The sequence below is a fragment of the Actinoalloteichus caeruleus genome, from assembly GCF_049311605.1.
Lineage (GTDB): Bacteria > Actinomycetota > Actinomycetes > Mycobacteriales > Pseudonocardiaceae > Actinoalloteichus_B > Actinoalloteichus_B caeruleus.
In genome coordinates, this window is sequence record NZ_CP186005.1 from 5,318,029 (window position 1) to 5,337,617 (window position 19,589).

22 protein-coding genes are annotated in these 19,589 nt (G+C 72.3%); 9 read left to right on the forward strand and 13 right to left on the reverse strand.

All coding sequences use genetic code 11. The features are described 5' to 3' along the window. Positions 1–17 precede the first annotated feature (17 nt). Positions 18–488 carry a hypothetical protein gene (locus tag ACOJVX_RS21775; protein WP_026419278.1) on the reverse strand — a complete coding sequence of 157 codons (471 nt, stop codon included), beginning with the start codon at positions 486–488 and terminating at the stop codon, positions 18–20. Between the two features lie 182 nt (positions 489–670). Here ACOJVX_RS21775 and ACOJVX_RS21780 point away from each other — a divergent pair, with 182 nt between their 5' ends. Together ACOJVX_RS21780 and ACOJVX_RS21785 are read left to right on the forward strand one after the other, a co-directional pair. Beyond that, on the forward strand, positions 671–1,591 hold the full coding sequence (locus ACOJVX_RS21780) for a diacylglycerol/lipid kinase family protein (RefSeq protein WP_026419279.1): 921 nt from the start codon (positions 671–673) through the stop codon (positions 1,589–1,591). Between the two features lie 280 nt (positions 1,592–1,871). Continuing rightward, the gene (locus ACOJVX_RS21785; RefSeq protein WP_016698240.1) at positions 1,872–2,126 is read left to right on the forward strand and encodes a WhiB family transcriptional regulator; all 255 of its coding nucleotides are present in this window, start codon (positions 1,872–1,874) and stop codon (positions 2,124–2,126) included. A gap of 242 nt (positions 2,127–2,368) precedes the next feature. Here the strand turns inward: ACOJVX_RS21785 and ACOJVX_RS21790 are convergent, their stop codons facing one another. Both ACOJVX_RS21790 and ACOJVX_RS21795 read right to left on the reverse strand, forming a co-directional pair. After that, a complete protein-coding gene (locus ACOJVX_RS21790; RefSeq protein WP_026419280.1) occupies positions 2,369–3,865 on the reverse strand; it encodes a sensor histidine kinase in 1,497 nt (498 codons plus the stop codon). A gap of 47 nt (positions 3,866–3,912) precedes the next feature. Continuing rightward, a complete protein-coding gene (locus tag ACOJVX_RS21795; protein WP_026419281.1) occupies positions 3,913–4,128 on the reverse strand; it encodes a biotin/lipoyl-binding carrier protein in 216 nt (71 codons plus the stop codon). Between the two features lie 365 nt (positions 4,129–4,493). On the opposite strand from ACOJVX_RS21795, the gene ACOJVX_RS21800 reads away from it, so the two are divergent. Continuing rightward, positions 4,494–4,568: a 50S ribosomal protein bL37 gene (locus ACOJVX_RS21800; RefSeq protein WP_372493020.1), complete on the forward strand. Its 75-nt coding sequence runs from the start codon at positions 4,494–4,496 to the stop codon at positions 4,566–4,568. A 69-nt stretch (positions 4,569–4,637) separates the two neighbouring features. Here the strand turns inward: ACOJVX_RS21800 and rsrA are convergent, their stop codons facing one another. Then, complete coding sequence (gene rsrA / locus ACOJVX_RS21805; protein WP_026419282.1) at positions 4,638–4,979, reverse strand: mycothiol system anti-sigma-R factor; 342 nt, start codon at positions 4,977–4,979, stop codon at positions 4,638–4,640. Beyond that, positions 4,976–5,638, reverse strand: a complete 663-nt coding sequence (locus ACOJVX_RS21810) for a sigma-70 family RNA polymerase sigma factor (protein ID WP_026419283.1) — start codon at positions 5,636–5,638, stop codon at positions 4,976–4,978. The genes rsrA and ACOJVX_RS21810 overlap by 4 nt, the downstream gene beginning before the upstream one ends. Positions 5,639–5,858: 220 nt before the next feature. Between ACOJVX_RS21810 and ybaK the strand changes: the two genes are divergently transcribed. Beyond that, complete coding sequence (ybaK, locus tag ACOJVX_RS21815; protein WP_026419284.1) at positions 5,859–6,335, forward strand: Cys-tRNA(Pro) deacylase; 477 nt, start codon at positions 5,859–5,861, stop codon at positions 6,333–6,335. 36 nt (positions 6,336–6,371) lie between these two features. On the opposite strand, the gene ACOJVX_RS21820 is transcribed toward ybaK, so the two are convergent. From ACOJVX_RS21820 to ACOJVX_RS21830, 3 genes are all read right to left on the reverse strand, one after another. Beyond that, positions 6,372–6,992: an alpha/beta family hydrolase gene (locus ACOJVX_RS21820; protein ID WP_026419285.1), complete on the reverse strand. Its 621-nt coding sequence runs from the start codon at positions 6,990–6,992 to the stop codon at positions 6,372–6,374. Between the two features lie 14 nt (positions 6,993–7,006). Beyond that, positions 7,007–7,777 carry an SOS response-associated peptidase gene (locus ACOJVX_RS21825; protein ID WP_418154499.1) on the reverse strand — a complete coding sequence of 257 codons (771 nt, stop codon included), beginning with the start codon at positions 7,775–7,777 and terminating at the stop codon, positions 7,007–7,009. A gap of 79 nt (positions 7,778–7,856) precedes the next feature. Beyond that, positions 7,857–8,633 (reverse strand): SOS response-associated peptidase, encoded by a 777-nt coding sequence (locus tag ACOJVX_RS21830; RefSeq protein ID WP_422647064.1) that lies wholly within the window; start codon positions 8,631–8,633, stop codon positions 7,857–7,859. A gap of 321 nt (positions 8,634–8,954) precedes the next feature. On the opposite strand from ACOJVX_RS21830, the gene aroA reads away from it, so the two are divergent. The 3 genes from aroA to ACOJVX_RS21845 all read left to right on the forward strand — a co-directional run bounded on the left by aroA (position 8,955) and on the right by ACOJVX_RS21845 (position 12,326). Beyond that, the gene (gene aroA / locus ACOJVX_RS21835) at positions 8,955–10,262 is read left to right on the forward strand and encodes a 3-phosphoshikimate 1-carboxyvinyltransferase (protein ID WP_030227669.1); all 1,308 of its coding nucleotides are present in this window, start codon (positions 8,955–8,957) and stop codon (positions 10,260–10,262) included. Beyond that, positions 10,259–11,272 carry a ribosome small subunit-dependent GTPase A gene (rsgA, locus tag ACOJVX_RS21840; protein ID WP_026419288.1) on the forward strand — a complete coding sequence of 338 codons (1,014 nt, stop codon included), beginning with the start codon at positions 10,259–10,261 and terminating at the stop codon, positions 11,270–11,272. The genes aroA and rsgA overlap by 4 nt, the downstream gene beginning before the upstream one ends. Positions 11,273–11,447: 175 nt before the next feature. Further along, entirely contained in the window at positions 11,448–12,326 is an 879-nt protein-coding gene (locus ACOJVX_RS21845; protein WP_026419289.1) for a hypothetical protein, read from the forward strand. 145 nt (positions 12,327–12,471) lie between these two features. Here the strand turns inward: ACOJVX_RS21845 and ACOJVX_RS21850 are convergent, their stop codons facing one another. The 4 genes from ACOJVX_RS21850 to ACOJVX_RS21865 form a co-directional block, all read right to left on the reverse strand. Continuing rightward, positions 12,472–13,251 carry a hypothetical protein gene (locus tag ACOJVX_RS21850; protein WP_418154495.1) on the reverse strand — a complete coding sequence of 260 codons (780 nt, stop codon included), beginning with the start codon at positions 13,249–13,251 and terminating at the stop codon, positions 12,472–12,474. Between the two features lie 123 nt (positions 13,252–13,374). Continuing rightward, positions 13,375–15,003, reverse strand: coding sequence for an L-glutamate gamma-semialdehyde dehydrogenase (gene pruA / locus ACOJVX_RS21855; RefSeq protein WP_418154506.1), 1,629 nt, complete (start codon positions 15,001–15,003; stop codon positions 13,375–13,377). Between the two features lie 318 nt (positions 15,004–15,321). Continuing rightward, positions 15,322–15,831, reverse strand: a complete 510-nt coding sequence (locus ACOJVX_RS21860; protein WP_026419292.1) for a DUF6912 family protein — start codon at positions 15,829–15,831, stop codon at positions 15,322–15,324. Next, positions 15,828–17,300 (reverse strand): WS/DGAT/MGAT family O-acyltransferase, encoded by a 1,473-nt coding sequence (locus ACOJVX_RS21865; protein WP_026419293.1) that lies wholly within the window; start codon positions 17,298–17,300, stop codon positions 15,828–15,830. The genes ACOJVX_RS21860 and ACOJVX_RS21865 overlap by 4 nt, the downstream gene beginning before the upstream one ends. 167 nt (positions 17,301–17,467) lie before the next feature. Between ACOJVX_RS21865 and ACOJVX_RS21870 the strand changes: the two genes are divergently transcribed. Then, positions 17,468–18,238: a TrmH family RNA methyltransferase gene (locus ACOJVX_RS21870; RefSeq protein ID WP_030105011.1), complete on the forward strand. Its 771-nt coding sequence runs from the start codon at positions 17,468–17,470 to the stop codon at positions 18,236–18,238. 43 nt (positions 18,239–18,281) lie between these two features. On the opposite strand, the gene ACOJVX_RS21875 is transcribed toward ACOJVX_RS21870, so the two are convergent. Then, positions 18,282–18,665 (reverse strand): HAD-IA family hydrolase, encoded by a 384-nt coding sequence (locus ACOJVX_RS21875; RefSeq protein WP_103057053.1) that lies wholly within the window; start codon positions 18,663–18,665, stop codon positions 18,282–18,284. Between the two features lie 280 nt (positions 18,666–18,945). Between ACOJVX_RS21875 and ACOJVX_RS21880 the strand changes: the two genes are divergently transcribed. After that, on the forward strand, positions 18,946–19,578 hold the full coding sequence (locus tag ACOJVX_RS21880) for an Rv3235 family protein (protein ID WP_337661682.1): 633 nt from the start codon (positions 18,946–18,948) through the stop codon (positions 19,576–19,578). Positions 19,579–19,589 lie beyond the last annotated feature (11 nt).

Consider the following 19,589-nt stretch of genomic DNA (forward strand, 5'->3'; position numbering starts at 1 on the left):
CGGTCGGGTCGACGAGCTCAGGAGTTCTCGGGACGATCGTCCCCCGGCCCGGCCCCGGCGGGGAGGGGCTCTCCGGCCCGCCGTGCCAGCTCCTCCTCGGTCAGGTTGACCGACCAGAGGCGGGCCCTGATGGTGCACAGCGCGACGAAGGTCGCCACGCAGACGGCGCCGAGGGCGACGCCGGCGAGCCGCTGTTCGGAGGGGCCGAAGGCGTACCAGGCGACCGCGAACAGCAGGATCTGCACGAACAGCGCCGGTGTCCTGGCCCACGGCTTACCGCGCAGCAGCCCGGCGGCGATGGCGAGCACGCCGACGCTGAGCAGGCTGAAGTAGGCGACGTGGCCGAACCCGCTCCCGCCGGTCTCCTGCCCGACGCCGCCGATCTCCCTGGTGAGGAAGACCGCGACGAAGCCGAGACCCCCGAGCCCCTGGAGGGCGACGAGAAGTCCGGCGAGTCGGACGGACCGCGGCGGCGACTCGGAGCGCACGGGGACACCTCACGGGATGGGGGGCGGGAGTTCCGAACGCCGATGATAACCCCGACCAGCTCGAGGTCGACGTGGCGCGGCCGCCCGTGACGCGCGGGACGCGTGGCGATCACGGGGCGCGCTGGGGATCGCCCGGCCAGGCGACGCGCGATCACGCGACGGGCTGGCCTACCCTGCGATGCGTGCGCGCGCTCCTCGTGGTCAACCCGCAGGCCACCTCCACGACGTCCGGGGTTCGGGACGTGCTCGCGCACGCACTGGCGAGCACCGTCCGGCTGGAGGTCGCCGAGACGGACTACCGGGGGCACGCCGCGGACGCCGCCGCGAGGGCCATGGATGACGGCGTGGATCTCGTCGTGGCCCTCGGCGGTGACGGCACGGTGAACGAGGTGGTCAACGGTCTGTTGCGCCGGGGTGTTCGGGACGACGTCCCCGCGCTGGGCGTGGTTCCCGGTGGCATGGGCAACGTGTTCGCCCGTGCGCTGGGCATGCCCAGGGATCCGGTGGAGGCGACGCACCAGCTGCTCACCGCGATCGAGGAGGGGCGGTCCCGACGGGTGGGCCTCGGCCGGGCCAACGGCAGGTGGTTCACGTTCAACGCGGGGGTGGGCTGGGACGCCGACGTGATCGCCGGCGTCGAGCGCCTGCGCGCGCGGGGCCGCGAGGCGAGTGCCGCCCGTTACGTGCGCATCGCCGTGGCGAACTACTTCCGGCTCGTCGGTCGCCGCCCCCTGTTGACCGCGACGCTCCCCGGTCGGGAACCGGTCACCGGTCTCCACCTGGCGTTCGTGTCGAACACCGACCCCTGGACCTACCTCGGTCGCCGGCCGCTGCACGTGAACCCCGGGGCGTCCTTCGACGGCGGCCTGGGAGTCTTCGGTCTTCGTTCCACCGCGCTGCCGACCGTGCTCCGACACCTCGGGCAGGTGGTCAGTTCGTCGCGGGAACCCAAGGGACGCGCGGTGTTGCGGGTGGACGACGTGCCCTCGGTCGTGGTGCGCTGCGCGAGGCCGACGGGGCTCCAGGTCGACGGCGACTTCCTCGGTCACCACACCACAATCGAGTTCTCCGCAACACGAAACGCCCTACAGGTAGTAGTCTGATTCCCGGGCAATCACAACGGGCGCGAGTGTCATACCGCCATAGGGTGTGGTTCGGCCAGCGAGCTCCCCGACTTGGCCGCACCCGTAGCTACTCAGCGTGATCAAATTTGATCTTACAGGTGAGCTGCCTCACCTGATTGGATCTAACCCCTTGACATTGCGCCAGTTCGTGAAAGCATTCACAAGGCAAGGCACGTGAAAGCCTTCACAAGCACCCGCCACACTTACCCCCGAACAACGACCGGCGCGTTGCATCGCGCCTAGCGAGGAGCACGTAACAATGGACTGGCGCCACCGCGCGGCCTGCCGTGACGAGGACCCTGAGCTGTTCTTCCCCGTGGGCAACAGCGGTCCCGCCCTCCTGCAGATCGCCGAGGCGAAGGCCGTCTGCCGACGGTGCCCGGTGTCCTCCGAGTGCCTGACCTGGGCTTTGGAGAGCGGGCAGGACGCAGGCGTCTGGGGCGGAATGAGCGAGGACGAGCGACGCGCGCTGAAGCGGCGCAATGCCCGGACCCGCGCACGGAGCAACGCCTGAGCCGCGCGAACCCTCTGATCACGCCGAGAGCCCCCGAGCTCTCGGCGTTTTCATGTTCGGGGCATTTCCCTTCCCCTGAACCCGTCATGCGCGACGGGAATCGAGACGATTCCGAGTGCCCGACAAACGTCGGACCGAACATCGGAGCGACGTCCCACCCCGGCGCGCCGCCCGTTCCCCCAGTAGCGGGATGTCACCCCGGACAGCGGAATGATCTCCGCCATCCGGAGGAGCCCCGGCCATCAACGGCGGCGCTTGAGCGGAACACGCAGGACCGCCTGCGTCCCCACCGGCTCACCTCGTCGCAGGCTCAGCGACCCCTGGAGCTCGGAGTCCACCAACGTCCGCACGATCTGGAGTCCGAGCCCGTCGGCGCGTTCGAGGGAGAAGCCGGCCGGTAGTCCCCTGCCGTTGTCGTTGACCAACACGTCCAACCACTTCGCCGACCGGCTCGCCGACAACGAGACGTCGCCGCGCTGCCCACGGCTGAACGCGTGCTCGATCGCGTTCTGCACCAGCTCGGTCAGCACCATCACCAACGGGGTCGCCAGTTCGGCCGGGACGACGCCGAACCGGCCGTCCCGGCGGACCGCCACCCGGCTCTCCGCGGCCGCGACGTCGCTCATCATCGGGATGACCCGGTCGATCACGTCGTCGAGGTCGACCCTCTCGTCCACCGACATCGACAGGGTTTCGTGCACCAACGCGATCGACGTCACGCGGCGCATCGACTCCTGGAGCGCCTGCCGCGCCTCCGGCGTGGACATCCTCCTCGACTGGAGGCGCAGCAGGGCGGCGACGGTCTGGAGGTTGTTCTTCACCCGGTGGTGGATCTCACGGATCGTGGCGTCCTTCGACATCAGGGCCCGATCCCGCCGCTTCAGGTCGGTCACGTCACGCACCAGCACCAGCGCTCCCGCCGCCTGCCCTCGGGGCCGCAGCGGCAACGCGCGGAAGAGCACGGTGGCACCTCGGGCCTCCGCCTCCATCCGCATGCTCGGCTGGCCGTCAACGGCCAGCCTGATGCGCTGGGCGACCTCCGTCGCGTCGAAGGGATCGGAGATCAACGCCCGGGTCAGCGGCGCGAGCTGGGTGCCCAGGAGGTCGGCCGCGTGTCCCATCCGGTGGTAGGCCGACAGGGCGTTCGGGCTCGCGAACACCGCCGATCCGGTGGCGTCGAGCCTGATCAGGCCGTCGCCGACCCGGGGACTGGTGTGCACGTCGGGGGCCGGCTCGCTCGTCGGGAAACTCCCGTCGGCCACCATCTGGCACAGGTCCGAGGCACTGCCCAGGTAGGAGATCTCCAACGGGCTCGGGACCCTCGGCATCGCCAGGTTCGTGTCCCGGCTCAACACGGCGACCACCCGGTTCCCGTACCGGACCGGGATCGTCTCCCGGCGCACGGGCACCCCGAGGTGCCACTTCGGCTCCTCCTCCCGGCAGATGCGCCCGTCGAGAACGGCTCGCCGGAGCTGGGGGTGCTCGACGGAGGTGACGACGCCGCCCACGAGGTCCTCGGGGTGCGCCGTCGGCGCCGTGGTGGGCCGGGCCTGCGCCACGCACAGGAACCGGCCGTCGTCGACCTCGCCGTCGGCGTTCTCCACCGGGGTCCACAGCAGGAAGTCCGCGAAGGAGAGGTCGGACAGCAGCTGCCACTCCGCCACCACCATCTGCAGGTGGTCCACGACTCCGTCCGACAGGGTCGTGTGTTCGGCGAGCAGGTCACTGAGCGTGGACAAGGCCACCACCCCGTCCGAGGAAGAAGGTTCCGGTCACGGTCGTCCCGTCACTCGACGACGGCGATCAGGTCGCCCTCCTGGACCACGTCTCCCTCGGCGACCGCCAACCGGGAGAGGGTCCCCGCGATCTCCGTGAGCACCGGGATCTCCATCTTCATCGACTCGAGGAGCACGAGGGTGTCCCCGTCGTCGACCGCCTGCCCCTCGGTGGCCAGCACCTGGAGCACGTTTCCCACGATCTCGGCCCGAATCTCCTCGGCCATACCGTCCCGCCTTCGCTCGGAGGTCCCCTCCGACCATCCAACCACGCCCCTGGCCACGCCACGCTCGGCCCGGACCGCCCGCCTCGGGCGTTGGGACCGGGTTACCCACCTCGGCCCTCCCGCACCCCCACCCACCGGTGCGGGGTCGGCTCCCGCTCCGCCAGGTCGGCGCGGCGGCCCGCGTGCCCCCACACCGCCCGGGCCGCGGTTCGGCCGGCCGGGGATCACCGCGGGCCAACCCCCGGCCGGCCCATCCGGGGCCAGGTGTCAGACTGACGGGTAGACCTGCGCCCGGCTCCGCCTGGCGGTACCGGTCGCTCCTCCACCACGGCGAGGCGTGTGGAGGCCCCACGAAGGAGGAACGCATGGGAAAGCGTGCGCGCAAGAAGCGTGACCGGAAGAAGAACAAGGCCAACCACGGCAAGCGGCCCAACTCCTGAGGCCGACGACGGGGGCCCGGAGCGCGTGCTCCGGGCCCCCGTCGCCGTTCGACATGCCGTCCGGGCCGGTCAGGCCTCCTCGTCCACCCGCTGGTTGGTGAGGGTGACCTCCACGGTTCGGGCCCCGCCCGCCGCGGGCTCCACCGTCACCTCCGCCTGTGCGAGCACCGTCTCCCTGATGGAGGCGCGCAGCCGCTCCTTGAAGTCGGCCGAGGCCTGCTCATTACCGCACTTGCGGGCCAACAGCTCCTTCAGGTGTTCCTCGATCCCGAAGTGCTCGAGGCAACGCCCGCACTCGTCCAGGTGCCGTTGCAGCACCTCCCGGCGCTTCTCGTCGCACTCGTGGTCGAGGTACAGCCACAGCTCACCCAGGACCTCGTGACACGGGGTCGTCGCGTCGCCACAACTCACGAGCCAGTCACCTCCCGCTGCCCCGAACGGAGAAATCCACGGTCCCTCGCCACGTCCGTGAGCAGCTCGCGCAGCTGTGCCCGGCCTCGGTGGAGTCGGGACATCACTGTTCCGATCGGTGTTCCCATGATCTCCGCGATCTCCTTGTAGGAGAAGCCCTCGACATCCGCGAGGTAGACGGCCATCCGGAAGTCCTCGGCGAGCTCCTGCAACGCCGCCTTGACCGCGGTGTCCGGCAACCGGTCCAGCGCCTCCACCTCGGCGGAGCGCAGCCCCTGCGAGGTGTGGCTCTCGGCCTGGGCCAGCTGCCAGTCCGCGATCTCGTCGGTCGGCTGTTGCTGGGGCTGCCGCTGCTTCTTGCGGTAGCCGTTGATGTAGGTGTTGGTCAGGATGCGGTACAACCACGCCTTCAGGTTCGTGCCGGAGGCGAACGACTCGAAGGCGGCGTAGGCCTTGAGGAAGGTCTCCTGGACGAGGTCCTCGGCGTCGGCGGCGTTCCTGGTCATCCGCAGGGCCGCGCCGTAGAGCTGGTCGAGCAGCGGCATGGCGTCCCGTTCGAACCGCGCCGCCCGTTCGGCGGCGCTCTCCGCCGGCTGGTCCCCACCCTGCGAGGACGTGCCCTCACCAGCGGGGCGTCCGGCTTCGGACCTTCCGGTCACCGGCCTCCTTCCCCGCCGCGCGGACAGCCCGGCGGTCACCCTCGACGTGGGCCGACCACGCTGGCCGGCGACCGCCGCCAACCCTACGTCGTCGTGCCCGCTTTCGCGCGTTACGACATCTGTGACCACGTCGCGCACAACGCGTCCCACGCCGCTCGCATTCCCGGGGTGCCCGCGGTCACCCGGTCCTCCCTTCGGCCGGCCCGCCTATCCTTCCGGCATGGCGGGACACGGGACACCGGCGACCACGCTGGTGAGCAGGCGGGGCGTGCCGCACACCCTCCACGGCTACGACCACGACCCCAGGCACGAGTCCTACGGCCTGGAAGCGGCCGAGGCCTTGGGGGTCGCGCCCGAGCGGGTGTTCAAGACGTTGGTGGCGGACTCGGCGGGGACCCTGCTGGTGGGGGTCATCCCGGTGACCAGGCAGCTGGACCTCAAGGCGCTCGCGGCCGCCGTGGGGGTGAAGAGGGCACGGCTGGCCGAGGTGGTCGACGCCGAGCGGGCCACCGGGTACGTCGCCGGTGGCATCTCGCCGCTCGGGCAGCGCAAGCGCCTTCCGCTGGTGCTGGACGCCTCCGCCGAACGGTTCGAGACCATCTTCTGCAGCGGTGGCCGCCGCGGCCTGGAGATCGAACTCGCCCCGGCGGACCTGGTGAGGCTGACCAACGGCACCGTCGCCGCGCTCTGCGCCTGACGGGCACCCGTCCCCGTGCCGGGGGCGCGGGCGAGCTCAGGCGGTCGAGTCCGAGAGGTCGAGGGGGCGGAGCACCCGGTCGAGCCACTCGTGGACCGCCCGGTACACCAGGTCCTGCTCCCCGCGCAACGAATGGTTGCCCGCCACCAGGACCACCTGCCGGTGCGGAGCCGGTTCGGGACGGCCGAAGGGGTCACTCGCGCCCTGGACCACCAGCACCGGGACGTCGACCCCGTCCAGTTCCGCCAGCCGGTGCTTCTCCGGCTTCCCGGGGGGATGCACCGGGAAGGCCAGGCACAACACCGCCTCCGCGCCCCCCGCACCCGCCGTGCGGCAGGCCACGCGCGCCCCCGACGAGCGCCCACCGAACAACAGCGGCAGCTCCGGGAAGCGGTCGCTCGCCAGCGCGGAGGCGACGGCCAGCCAGGCGGCGTCCAGCTGCCGGGCCGGAGCGGGCGCCCGACGACCGGCCACCCGGTAGGGCTGTTCGACCGCCGCCACGTGCACCCCCGCGTCCACCGCCGCTCGCGTGGCCGTGACCAGGTCAGGGCTGTCGGTACCGCCCCCCGCACCGTGGCCGAGCAGCAGGACGCCCCGGTCCTGGGCCGCGCCGTGCACCTCGACCCGGGCGGTGCCGACCGGCGTCTCCACCTCCATGGCCGGCACGGAGGTCAGGCCTCGAACAGGGTAGGAGCCGGCGACGGTGGCTCGCGGTCCTCCAGCTCGACCGGATCCACCAGGCGCGGACCGTTGTTGCGCATGCTGTTGACCTCCTTGGACACCGGGTACATCGTCAACTCGTCCAGCGGAACGACGGCCGGGTCGTCGAGCAGGTGACGGACTTCCTCCGCCCCGGGGTCGAGCCATTCCTCCCAGTGCTCCCGACCGAGCACCAGGGGCATCCGGTGGTGCACCCGGGCGAACTCGCCCTGGGCCTCGGTGGTCACCACCGCGCAGCTCACCACCGGTGCGGTGTTCTCCTTGGGCTGGTCCTTGGGCCACCAGGTGGAGAAGACCGCCGCCATCGCCAGTGGGCGCCCGTCCCGCCGAACGCTGAGGAACGGCTGCTTCCCGGACTCGTTGGGCTGCCACTCGTACCACCCGGTGGCGGGGACGAGGCACCGGCGGCGGCGCACCGCCTGCCGGTAGGCGGGTTTCTCGGTGATGGTCTCCGCACGGGCGTTGATCATGGGCGGTCCGCTGGTCAGATCCGGTGCCCACGGGGGGACGAGCCCCCAGCGCACGGCCCGCACCGAACGCACCGGCGCGGGCCTGCGGTCCTCGGAGTCCGCCCCGACGGGGAACCGCTCGACGATGATCGGGATGAGGCGGGTGGGCGTCACGTTGTGATCCGGTCCCACGGCTCCCTCCGCACCGTCCACCGCGTCGAACTCGGCGGCCAGTCGCGCCGGATCCAGGCTGATCGCGTACCTACCGCACATCGGCGATTCGTCTCCCCGCGTCGCTGTCCCGGCGACGGGAGGGGCCGCGCCGCCCCGGTGTCGCCGGTGGGTCCGGGGATCATCCTTGCCGAAGGAGTGCCGAGGTGTCCAAGTCGGGGGTCACGCTGGTCCAGTCGAAGCGCCTGGTGAGCCGGGGGCCGTGGTGTTGGGCTCGGTTGACCTCGCGGGACACCGGCCGCACCTCGATGGCGGTCAGCTCCGCCGCCGGCGGGGGGACCATCAGGTCGGAGACGGTGTCCACGTCAGCGGTCGTGTCCAGCCACCGATCCCAGGCCGAGGGTGGCAGCAGCAGGGGCATCCGCTCGCCGATGGCGGCGAGGGGTCCGACCGCGGGTGTGGTCAGCACCGCGCAGGTGTCCAGTCGGCGGGTGGATCCCGGCTCCGGATCGCTCCACGAGGACCAGATGCCCGCGATCGCCAGCGCCGACCCGTCATAACGCGTGGAGTAGAAGGGGTACTTCCGGCCCGGCCCCCGCACCCACTCGTACCAGCCGTCGGCCGGGAGCAGGCAGCGGCGGGCGGCGGCGGCGTCGCGGAACGCCGGCTTGTCCGCCACCGTCTCGACACGCGCGGCGAACATCCTGGAACCGATGGCCGGGTCCTTCGCCCAGCGTGGCACCAGCCCCCACGTCATCACCCGGACGATGCGTCCCGCCCGGTGGCCCCCCACCGACCGATTCCACTCGTTCGGGTGCGCTCCGGTGATGACTAACACCGGGTGGGTCGGTTGGATGTTGTAGTCGGGACCGGGCGCGTCGCCCCCGGTGACGTCCACCGCGTCGAACTCCCGCGCCAACTGGGCCGGCTTCCGCGTCGAGGCATACCTTCCGCACACGCTGTTCCCCTTTCGTCGTTCCCACCACGGGTCGGAACGACGTCGAAGCACCCCCTCCGCGTCCAACGGTACGCAGGGCTCTCGTGCTCGCAGGGCCAATGACCAGGGTCAATGGCGGTTCGTGTCGCAACTTCATGGCACTGCGTGACGGAGGCTTCCCTGAACGAGTGAAGACGGGTGCCTCCACCTCCAGGTCAGCTCACCCCCTTCCGGTGACGTCCCCTCCCCTGCCCGGGCACCGGTCCGGCGGAACTCCGCCCGGCGAGGCCCTCACCGGTGCCGGTCGAGGTCGGGGAAGGGGTGGTGCGGGATTATCGGGTCATGGCAGAACTGTGGCCCGCGCCGAGCGCGGCAGGACCCGTCGGTGCGACCGTCTCGGTTCCCGGCTCGAAGTCGTTGACCAACCGCGCACTGCTGCTGGCCGCCCTCGCGGAGGGGGTCTCGGTGCTGCGGAACCCGCTGCGGAGCCGGGACACCACCCTGATGGCGGACGCGTTGCGGTCGCTGGGCATCGGTGTGCGCGACCTCGACGACGGGGACTGGGAGGTCACCGGGGGTCCGCTGCGGGGAGGCGCGCGCATCGACTGCGGCCTCGCGGGGACGGTGATGCGCTTCGTCCCCGCTGCCGCGGTCCTCGCCGACGGTCCCGTCCACTTCGACGGCGACCCGGGGGCCCGGGTCCGCCCGATGACGACCGTGCTGACGGCGCTGCGCGACCTCGGCGCCGAGGTGGCGGGCGACCGGTTGCCCTTCACCCTGAACGCCACCGGTCACCTGCCGGGCGGTGAGGTCACCATCGACGCCTCCGCCTCCTCCCAGTTCGTCTCGGGACTGCTCCTCGCCGGTGCCCGCTACGACCGCGGGGTCACGATCCGCCACGCGGGCCCCCCGGTGCCGTCGATGCCCCACGTCGTGATGACCGTGGCCGCGCTGCGCGAGGCTGGCGTGACCGTGGACGACGGGACGCCGGACGTGTGGCGGGTGGAGCCCGGTCCGATCGGGGCGCGGACGTGGGAGATCGAACCCGACCTCTCCAACGCCACCCCGTTCCTCGCCGCCGGCGCGGTCACCGGTGGCCGCGTGACCGTCGCCCACTGGCCGTCCGCGACCCACCAGCCGGGTGACGTGTTCCGGGGGCTGTTGGCCGAGATGGGCGCCGAGGTCGTCCTGGACGACCGGGGAGTCACGGTGACCGGACCGGACCGCCTCGTCGGCATCGACGCCGACCTGCACGAGGTCGGGGAACTGACCCCGACCGTCGCGGCCGTGGCGGCCCTGGCGGACACCCCTTCCCGGATCCGGGGAGTCGCGCACCTCCGAGGCCACGAGACCGACCGGCTCGCCGCGCTGGTGAGCGAGATCAACGGGCTCGGGGGGCGCGCCAGGGAGACCGAGGACGGGTTGGTGATCGAACCGGCGCCCCTGCACGGCGGGCGGTGGCGCTCCTACGCCGACCACCGCATGGCCACCGCGGGCGCCGTGATCGGCCTCCGGGTGCCCGGGGTCTCCGTGGAGGACATCGGCACGACGAGCAAGACGATCCCCGACTTCCCCGGCATGTGGGCGGCCATGCTCGGCGGGGGAGCCGGCGTCTCCGACGCCGAGCGGACGGAGGGTGTGGTCGGGTGAGCCGCCGCAGCTGGCGGGAGCTCGACGAGTCCGACGTCCGGGTACGTCCGAACCGGCGCGGGTCGCGGCCGCGCAGCAAGCGGCGGCCCGACCACGCCGACGCGGTGGCGGCGCTGGTCGTCGGTGTGGACCGGGGCCGGTGGACCTGCGCGCTGGACGCTGATCCGGACCAGCTCGTCACGGCGATGCGCGCCAGGGAACTGGGACGCACGCCGGTGGTGGTGGGGGACCGCGTCAGCCTGGTCGGCGACACCAGCGGAGCCGCCGACACGCTGGCCAGGATCGTCCGGGTCTCCGACCGGGAAAGCGTGCTGCGGCGGACCGCGGACGACACCGATCCCTACGAACGGGTCGTGGTGGCCAACGCGCACCAGCTCGTCATCGTCACCGCCCTCGCCGACCCACCGCCCCGGCTCGGGTTCATCGACCGTTGCCTCGTCGCCGCCTACGCGGGCGGGCTCGAACCGGTGCTGTGCCTGACCAAGTCGGACCTTGCCTCCCCGGACTCCATCCTGTCCGGCTACGAGGGCCTCGACCTGCCCGTCGTGGTCACCCGCCACGACACCGAGCCGGCGGAGCTGCGGTCGAGGCTGGCCGGCCGGGTCTCCGCCCTGGTGGGGCACTCCGGGGTGGGGAAGTCGACACTGGTGAACCACCTGGTGCCCAGCGCCCGCCGGGCGACGGGCGAGGTCAGCTCGGTGGGGAAGGGGCGGCACACCTCGACCTCGGCGGTGGCGCTGCCGCTCGAAGGCGGCGGCTGGGTCGTCGACACCCCCGGGATCAGGTCCTTCGGTCTCGCCCACATCAGCGCGGACGACGTCGTCTCGGCGTTCCCCGGCCTGGCCGAGGCGGCGGAGGAGTGCCCCCCGCACTGCGGCCACCTTGGCGCCCCCGAGGACCCCGGCTGCCACCTCGACCGGCACGTCGAGGAGGGGGACGGCTCCCAGGGCAGGCTCGACTCACTCCGCCGATTGCTGCTCTCCCGCGCTGGCCAGGACACGGAAGGGTGAGTTGCGGCCGACGCACGTACTCCGCGTGATGAAACATGTTTGGATCCGCACCCAAGTGGGAAAACCACCAACGTAATCGTGTGACGGTGGGAACCCGTTGCCCTCGCGGTACGTCCATCTCGGAAGACTCGGGCGACGAAGAGCACTCGGGTGGAGTGAGAGGAAGAGATTCTCAGTGCGCAAGACGACGATCGCCGCCTTCGCCGTCGCCCTGGCCGGGGTGGCCGCAGGTTGCGGGAACGCGGAGGACACCGCGGAGGACACCACTCCCGGCTCGTCCCAGGAGGCGGAGGGCGGCGACGCCGAGGGCTCCGGTGAGCACGGCGACGCCGGGGAACTCATGACCCGGATGAACGAGGCCATGATGGCCGAGGGAACCGTCACCCTCTCCTACGAGGGCGAGGCCGCCGGCGCGAGCATCAGCGGCGAGGGGGTCATGGAGTACCAGGACGGCGGAGCCGTCGACAGCTCCACGAGCATGGACGTCCCCGACTCCCCCAGCCCCGTGCGGTCCGTGCAGGTGGGCCAGATCATGTACCTCAACCTGGGGCAGGAGTTCGAGCCCGGCAAGAGCTGGTTGAAGATCGACCCGAACGAGGAGGCCGCGGGCGCCGGGGCGATGTTCCAGATGCTCGGCCAGCAGGCGGCGGCCTCGGGCAACCCGATGGCGATGTTGCAGGAGGCCGAGGACGCCCTTTCCATCGTGGACAGCGCGGAGGAGGAGGTCAACGGCCAGCAGGCCACCCGCTACACCGTCAGCCTCGACGTGGCCAGGGCCGGCGAGCTCGTGCAGGACGAGATGCAGGCGCAGGCCATGCAGATGCTCGCGCAGCAGGGTGTCGACACCATCGAGCAGCAGATCTGGCTGAACGACGCCGACCTGCCGGTCCAGGTCGTCCTCGACCAGGAGATCCCCGGCGCCGAGGACCAGGCGACCACCACGATCGTCACCTACTCGGGTTGGGGCGAGCCGGTGGACATCACCGTCCCGGCCGAGGAGGAGACGGTGAGCGCGAACGACCTGGAGGTGCCCTCCGGCGCCCCGACCGGCTGACGCCGGAACCGGGAGACCGCGTCTCGCGCCCCGGGACGGCGGTTCCGCCGCCGCGACCACATGCCGAACGCCCGGCCGGATCATCCGGCCGGGCGTTCGACCGTTCCCACCCGCTCCCGATCCCGCCTCGGGCCTCGGGCGGCCCTCACCCTCGTCGAGCCTCCGCCACCTCGCTCGCCGGCGGTGGCTCGAGGGCCACCCGCTCCTCCCCCCACCGGGAGAAGACCGCCTCGGTCACGTGCTCGGCGCCGTCAGCCGTGACGGCGCGGACCTCGGCTCTGGTCGGCAGGCCCTCGACGTCCACCCAGAGGTCGACGACGACGCGGGGCACCCCGTGATCGGTCAGCGCCCGGTAGTGGGCGCGGTCCGCCTCGTCGCGCGCGGCCGCCACCGCCGAGGCCGGGTCGACCTCCACCGTGTACCGCAGCACGGGGTCGTCGCCGTCCTCCGCCACCACCGCCACGAGGTCACCACCGGGTGGCAGCACACCGACGGGCGAGACCGCGCGCCGCACCAGCTCGGCGGTGGTCGCCAGGCCCTCGTACTGCCCGCCAGGGCCGAGCGCCAGCCAGGGTGGGCGGTGCGGATCCCTGGCGATCTCCGCCGTCTCGACTAACACCCCGTCCCCGACGGCGAGGAACCGGTCCTGGCTGCTTCCTGTCTCGGTACCCCCCAGGACGAAGCAGTCGACCCCGGGTTCCCGATCCGCGTAGACCACCAGGCAATCGCCGCTCAGCGGCGGCACATCCGCGCCGTGGCCGACCGTGACGCCCACCCGCGCGCTGCCGGCCTCCTCGACGGCGGCCACCGTCGCTTCGACGAGCTCCGACAGCGAGTGGTGTCGACCCGGTTCGGACCGGCCGGCGCACGCGGCGACCGCCAGGACGAGCAGGGCTGGTCCGACCACCCGGGCGATCCGGCTCACGGCGTCCTCCAGGGTCCTCACCAGCGCTGGGGCCGGCCACCAACGATCCCGCTGGCCGTCCCAGGCTAGGTCTCCACCCGGGGGGACGCCCCCTCCCGTCACTCGACGGTGGGGCGGACGGGCTCAGCCCATGTGCGGGTACCGGTGGTCGGTGGGAGGCACGAAGGTCTCCTTGACCGAGCGCGGGCTGGTCCACCTGACCAGGTTGAAGACGGAACCCGCCTTGTCGTTCGTCCCCGAGGACCGGGACCCGCCGAAGGGCTGCTGGCTGACCACCGAACCGGTGGGCTTGTCGTTGACGTAGAAGTTGCCGGCGGTGAACCGCAGTCGCCGGTGCGCCCGCTCCACCGCCGAGCGGTCGGTGGCGAAGACGGCGCCCGTGAGGGCGTAGGGGCTGGCCTCGTCGACGAGGTCCAGCACGCGCGAGTAGTCACCGTCCTCGTAGACGTGGACCGCGAGGATCGGGCCGAAGTACTCGGTGGCGAACACCTCGTGCCCCGGGTCGGTCCCGACCAGGACCGTGGGCTCGACGAAGTAGCCGACCGAGTCGTCGGTCCCACCTCCCACGAGGACGTCGACCGAGGGATCGTCGGCCACCCGGTCGAACAGCGCCCGGTGCTTGGCGAACGCGCGGGCGTCGATCACCGCCCCACCGAAGTTCGAGAAGTCGCTGATGTCGCCGTAGCGGATCGTCCTCGTCACGTCCGCCAGCTCCTCCCGGAGACCCGACTCCCACAACGACCGGGGCAGGTAGGCGCGGGACACCGCGGAACACTTCTGCCCCTGGTACTCGAACGCACCCCGGACGAGGGCCGTCACCAGGGCGGCTGGGTCAGCGGAGGAGTGCGCGACCACGAAGTCCTTGCCGCCGGTCTCGCCGACGATGCGCGGGTACGCGCGGTAGGTGTCCAGGTGCTCGCCGATCGTCCGCCAGAGCATGCGGAACGTACCGGTCGATCCGGTGAAGTGCAGGCCCCCGAGACCCGGGTCGGTGAGCGCGACCTCGCTGACCGCCTCCCCGCGCCCCGTCACCAGGTTGATCACGCCCGGGGGCAGGCCGGCCGCCTCCAACACCCGCATCGTGAAGTGCGCGGCGAGCTGCTGGGTGGGCGTGGGCTTCCAGACCACCGTGTTACCCATCAGGGCGGGCGCCGTCGGCAGGTTGCCCGCGATCGCGGTGAAGTTGAACGGCGTGATCGCCGTCACGAACCCGTCCAGAGGACGGTACTCGAGCCGGTTCCACACCCCGGGTGTCGACCTCGGTTGTTCGGCCAGGATGCGTCGGCCGTAGTGCGCGTTGAACCGGAGGAAGTCGATCAACTCGCAGGCCGCGTCGATCTCGGCCTGCTGGACCGACTTGGACTGCCCGAGCATCGTCGCGCCGTTGATGGTGTCCCGCCAGGGGCCGGCCAGCAGGTCCGCCGCACGCAGGAACACCGCGGCACGCTCGTCGTAGGAGGTCTCCGCCCAGGCGCCCGACGCGTCCTTGGCCGCGCGGACCGCGTCCGCCACGTCCTCCCGGGTCGCCTCGGCGCTCACCCCCAGGACCTGGGAGTGGTCGTGCGGCCGCACCACGTCGAAGGACTTCCCCCCAGCCAGGCGCTGGACCCCGCCGATGGTCTGCGTGAGCTCGTGGCGGGTGCCGCCCAGCTCAGCCAGTCTCCGCCGCAGGCTCTCCCGCTCCTCGGTGCCGGGAGCGTAGCTGCGGACCGGCTCGTTGTAGGGGGTTGGTGGTGACGTCACGGCGTCCATCGGGTGACTCGCCTCCTCGCCTGGTGGCGCACCGGCTGCTGGGGCGCGGGCGCTGTCCCGGGCCGCCGGCCGGTTCTGCTCGATCCCTGCCTCCATGGTGGCACGGAGACCGCCTCGTGACCGTCGGTCCGGCGACGGCACGTCGGGGTGCGGAGGACGTCAGCGGAGCGACCGACGGCTCCGTGAACGACGTGGTGAACCCGGCGCGGCATGCCGGGAGCCGCCCCTCGACGGCACCAGGAGGCGGGGGCGGGTGACGGACGGAGGACGCGCGCGGGACGCCGGCGCCCCTGGCGGCGGCGGGTGAACCGCCCTGCCTCAGGGCTCCATCAGCTCCAGCAGGAAGGGCAGCTCCTGCGGGGCGTACCAGGCGAGTTCGTGGTCCTCCGCCTCGCCGATCTGGAACTCCGCGTCGTCGTCACCCAGGTCGGCGGCGTCGACCACCTCGGCGGCGGTGCGCACCGCGTCCTCGGCGGCGGGGTCGTCGAGGTGCACGGCGGCCACCTCGGCGGAGGTCACCGGCCCGGCCAGTCGGACGACTGCGGCGTCCAGGTCCGGCCGCAGCCGGACGTCCTCGACGTCAGCCGCCACCACCCCGCGACGAGCCGGGGTCTTCTGGTCCTCGGCCCACTCCGCCGCGAGCAACCGCAGCGAGGCGCGGGCCGCCTCCAGCATCGCGGCGTACTCGAGTTCGTCCGTGGAACCCGAGGCGTAGGACTCCCGGAGCATCGGGGTCAGAGCGAACGCCGTCCCGCTGATCGCCCGCAGCTCACCGGTGTCGACCAGGCTCCGCAACATCGTCACCGTGACCGGAACGTAGACCCTCACGCAGCACCCACCGTCCCGACCAGTTCCTCGACCGACTCGTTGATCATCCCAGCCAGCACATCCACGTCGAACATGGCGTCCCGGTCGCCGTTGAGACCGTAGTAGACACCGCCATCGTAGGACGTCACTCCCACCGACAGCGCCTGGTTCTTCGCGAGCGGCACCACGGGGAACATCTCCCGCATTCTCGCCCCTCCCGCGTACAGCGGCACCTGGGGCCCCGGGACGTTCGTCACCATGACGTTGAACAGGCGTTGGGAGAAGGAGTTCGCCGCCCGGGCCCCGAGCGCGTGCAGCGTCGGCGGGGCGAACCCCGACAACCGGACCAGCGCGTTCGCCGCGACCGACTGCCCCGACTCCTGGTGGGCCCGCATCTCGTGGCTGACCTGGTGCAGCCGCACCAGCGGGCTGCTCTCACCGACGGGCAGGTTCACCAGGTAGGCGGACACCTGTCCCGCCCCCGGGTCCTGGTGCCACGCCCCCTCGGTCACCCGCCCGGACGCCTCCGCTGCCACCGTCCGAACCGAGAGCGGCACCATCGCCCGCACCGTCGTCGACGCGGAGACCGCCTCCCCCCTCGACAGCAACCAGTTGCGGAGCGCGCCGGCCACCACTGCGAGCACCACGTCGTTGACGGTGCCACCGTGCCGCTGCCGCACGCTGCGGTAGTCGGTCAACGAGGTACGCGCGACGGCGTACCGGCGCTGGCTGGAGATCGCGACGTTGAGCGGGCCCGCCGGCGGGGGACGCACCGCCGTCCGCAACGCGGAGGCGACGCCGGTGACCGCGCCCACCAGCTTCCGCGCGGTGGCGGCAAGGTCGAGCGCGGCCAGGCGGGCGTTCTCCACCGCCTCACCCGGCTGGCGGACCGCCTCCCACGCCGCGTCGAGGACGAGCTGGGAACCCGAGGGTTGCGGCTCCGGCATCCACAGCTCCGGGTCCTGCTGGGGAGGACGACGGCTCGACCGGAGGAGGACCTGGCCGATGTCCACCCCGGCGACCCCGTCGACGACCGCGTTGTGCGTCTTGGTGATGACCGCGACCCGGTTGCGGCTCAGCCCCTCCACCAGGTAGATCTCCCACAGCGGGCGGGAGTGGTCCAGCGGCCGGGACATCAGCCTCGCCACGAGCTCGTTCAGCTGCTCCTCACTGCCGGGTCTGGGCAGGGCGGACCGCCGGACGTGGTACCCGATGTCGAAGTCCGGGTCGTCGACCCACACCGGCCTGGCCAACCTGCCGGGGACCGCCACCACCTTCTGCCGGTACCGGGGCACCAACGCGAGCCGCTGCTCGATCAGGGAGACCAACCAGTCGTACTCGGCCGAGGGCGTCGCCGCCTCCCCCGCCCCGGCGGAGCGGGATGACCGGCGCGGCAGCTGGAGCAGCAGCACCGTGCCCACGTGCATCGGAGTGGTGGCGTCGTCCAGGTACAGGAAGGACGCGTCCAGGGCCGAGAGACGATCGGGCATGCCTCGATCCTGGCACAGCGGCCGGTGGCGCGACGGTCCCTCCGGGTCTCCGGCCCGCCGCCGGACGAGCCGCCCGGGTGGCCCCGTCCGCCCTGGCGATCGGCCGGGACGCGGCTCCCGGTGGGCCTGCTCCTCCCCCGGTGCCGGGGGCTTGCGATGCTGACGCCATGCAGACCCCCATCTCCCCGAAGGACCGCTTCGTCACGGTGTACGGCCGCAAGCCGGTGCTGGAGGCGTTGGCGGACCCCGAGCTCACCGTGGACAAGGTCGTGCTGGCGACCAACGCGAGCGGCGACTCCGCCGGTGAGATCCTGCGGGCGGCCAAGCGTCGTGGGGTGACCGTGCAGCGCGCCACCGCGCAACGGGTGAAGGTGCTCGCCGGGAACGGCCGCCACGACCAGGGGGTTCTCGCGGACGTCGTCGCGCGCCGGATGCGTCCGCTGTCCCTGGCGCTCTCGGAGGGCCCGGCGCCGAGGACGGTGCTGGTGTTGGACGGCATCACCACACCGGCCAACGTCGGCATGATCCTGCGCACCGCGACCGCAGCGGGCGTGGAGGGCATCGTGGTGCCCCGGCGGGGCGTGGCGGCGATCGACCCGATGGTGGTGAAGGCATCGGCTGGCGTCGCGTTCCACGCCCCGGTGCTCCGGTGCGCCACCGCGGCCGGTGCCGTAGAGGAGCTGGCGGCCGAGGGCTACCAGGTCGTGGGCATGCAGGCGAGCGCCCACCGGTCCCTGTTCGACCTGACCCTCCCCGACGAGCGGGTGGCCTTCGTGCTCGGTGGCGAGACGGAGGGGATCTCGGTCGACGTGCACCGCCAGGTGACCAGGTGGACCCGCATCCCGCTCGGCGGCGGCGTCGAGTCGCTCAACGTGGCGAGCGCCGCGGCGGTGCTCTGCTTCGAGCTGGTGCGCCGGGGCCTGACCCACGACGGGTGACGGACGCCGAGGGCGAGGCGAGCGCCGGGGAGTTCGGGACGGCTCACCGTTCCGGGAACAGCGCGTCCAGTTCCTCGAGGGTGGCGGCCACGGTGTCGTGCCGCACCCCGACCATGCCGACGGCGACGGCACCACGCACGTTGCGGGGGAGGTCGTCGACGAAGACGCACCGGGAGGGGGCGAGACCGAGTCGAGCGGCGGTCAGGCGGTACACGCGCGGGTCCGGCTTCCCCATCCCGACCTCGCCGGACACCACCACGGCGTCGAAGTCGGCACGCCAGCCGGCATCGGGCGGGTACCCCTGGGCGTTGGACAGCACGGCCGTCCGCACGCCTCGGCGGCGCAACAGCCGCACCGCGCCCAGCAGCGGGGGCTCCTCGGACGCCGGAACCCCGCCGAGGTCGGTCAACACCCCGCCGACATCCATGACCAGGCCGACCAACGAATCCGACGACACGCGGCCCAGGGTAGTGCGCCAAGGTGGGACGACCGCCGTCCGTCGTCCGGGTTGGCCGTGCCCGAGGTCAGGTGGGTGGCCAGCGCCCGCGTCCGGCGCTCGGTACGGGGAGAACGCCCCCACCGTCGCGTCCGCACGTCGCACGGTGGACCGGGACCACTTGATCAGGTGAAAATCCCGGCCGGGTGACCGCAGGCGTGGTGCTCGGGGATCAGCCAGGTGTCCCGTGTCCCGGAACCTGGGAGATCCCGTGGAACGTTCGTTCGCCGCCGGCACGTCACTGCTGGTCCCGCCGAGCCCGGGCCTCGTCCGCGACGAGGCTGAGCGGCTGCTGGCCGATGTCCTGCCCGCCCTGCGCCTCCGCCCGCTGCCGGAGTTCGAACCGCCGCTGCGCCCGCTTCCGCCACCGCCCCAGCAAGGCACCCCGGTCGACGAACCGGCGTGGCACCGGAGCGGCCTGGCGGCACTGGCCGCCCAGGGACCGGTGCTCCTGCCCGGTGGTACCCGCGCCGGGGAACGGCTCGCGTACCGGGTGGCGCGGCCCGCCCTGACCGTCATCGTCGAGGTGTTCGCCCGCCGCAGGCCGGCGAGCCAGCTGCGGGCGGTGCTGGCCCCAGCCCTGGTCCGCGAGCTCCGCCCCGGCGGTCCCGGAGCGCCACCGGCGGCCCCCTACCGGCTGTGCTCGCTGCGCGCCCAGACCGTCCTCGACGCGCGGGGCGAGTGGTCCGGGGTGGAGGCCAGCGGTCTGGTGGCCCTGGGTGATCGCCGGCAGGCACTGGTCGCCCGCTTCGTCAGGGTGGGGCGGACATGGCGGTGCGCCGTGTTCGACCTCGTCGGTCGGACACGGCGCACCGGTCACGTCGTGGACGGGGGCCGGCGGTGACGCCGTTGGCC

What these genes read in the sequence shown, in the direction of transcription:
- pruA (WP_418154506.1), bottom strand. Translation starts at nt 15,003, where the DNA reads ATGGACGCCGTGACGTCACCACCAACCCCCTACAACGAGCCGGTCCGC.
- ACOJVX_RS21785 (WP_016698240.1), top strand. Translation starts at nt 1,872, where the DNA reads ATGGACTGGCGCCACCGCGCGGCCTGCCGTGACGAGGACCCTGAGCTG.
- aroA (WP_030227669.1), top strand. Translation starts at nt 8,955, where the DNA reads ATGGCAGAACTGTGGCCCGCGCCGAGCGCGGCAGGACCCGTCGGTGCG.
- ybaK (WP_026419284.1), top strand. Translation starts at nt 5,859, where the DNA reads ATGGCGGGACACGGGACACCGGCGACCACGCTGGTGAGCAGGCGGGGC.
- ACOJVX_RS21825 (WP_418154499.1), bottom strand. Translation starts at nt 7,777, where the DNA reads ATGTGCGGTAGGTACGCGATCAGCCTGGATCCGGCGCGACTGGCCGCC.
- ACOJVX_RS21865 (WP_026419293.1), bottom strand. Translation starts at nt 17,300, where the DNA reads ATGCCCGATCGTCTCTCGGCCCTGGACGCGTCCTTCCTGTACCTGGAC.
- ACOJVX_RS21875 (WP_103057053.1), bottom strand. Translation starts at nt 18,665, where the DNA reads ATGGATGTCGGCGGGGTGTTGACCGACCTCGGCGGGGTTCCGGCGTCC.
- ACOJVX_RS21820 (WP_026419285.1), bottom strand. Translation starts at nt 6,992, where the DNA reads ATGGAGGTGGAGACGCCGGTCGGCACCGCCCGGGTCGAGGTGCACGGC.
- ACOJVX_RS21795 (WP_026419281.1), bottom strand. Translation starts at nt 4,128, where the DNA reads ATGGCCGAGGAGATTCGGGCCGAGATCGTGGGAAACGTGCTCCAGGTG.
- ACOJVX_RS21870 (WP_030105011.1), top strand. Translation starts at nt 17,468, where the DNA reads ATGCAGACCCCCATCTCCCCGAAGGACCGCTTCGTCACGGTGTACGGC.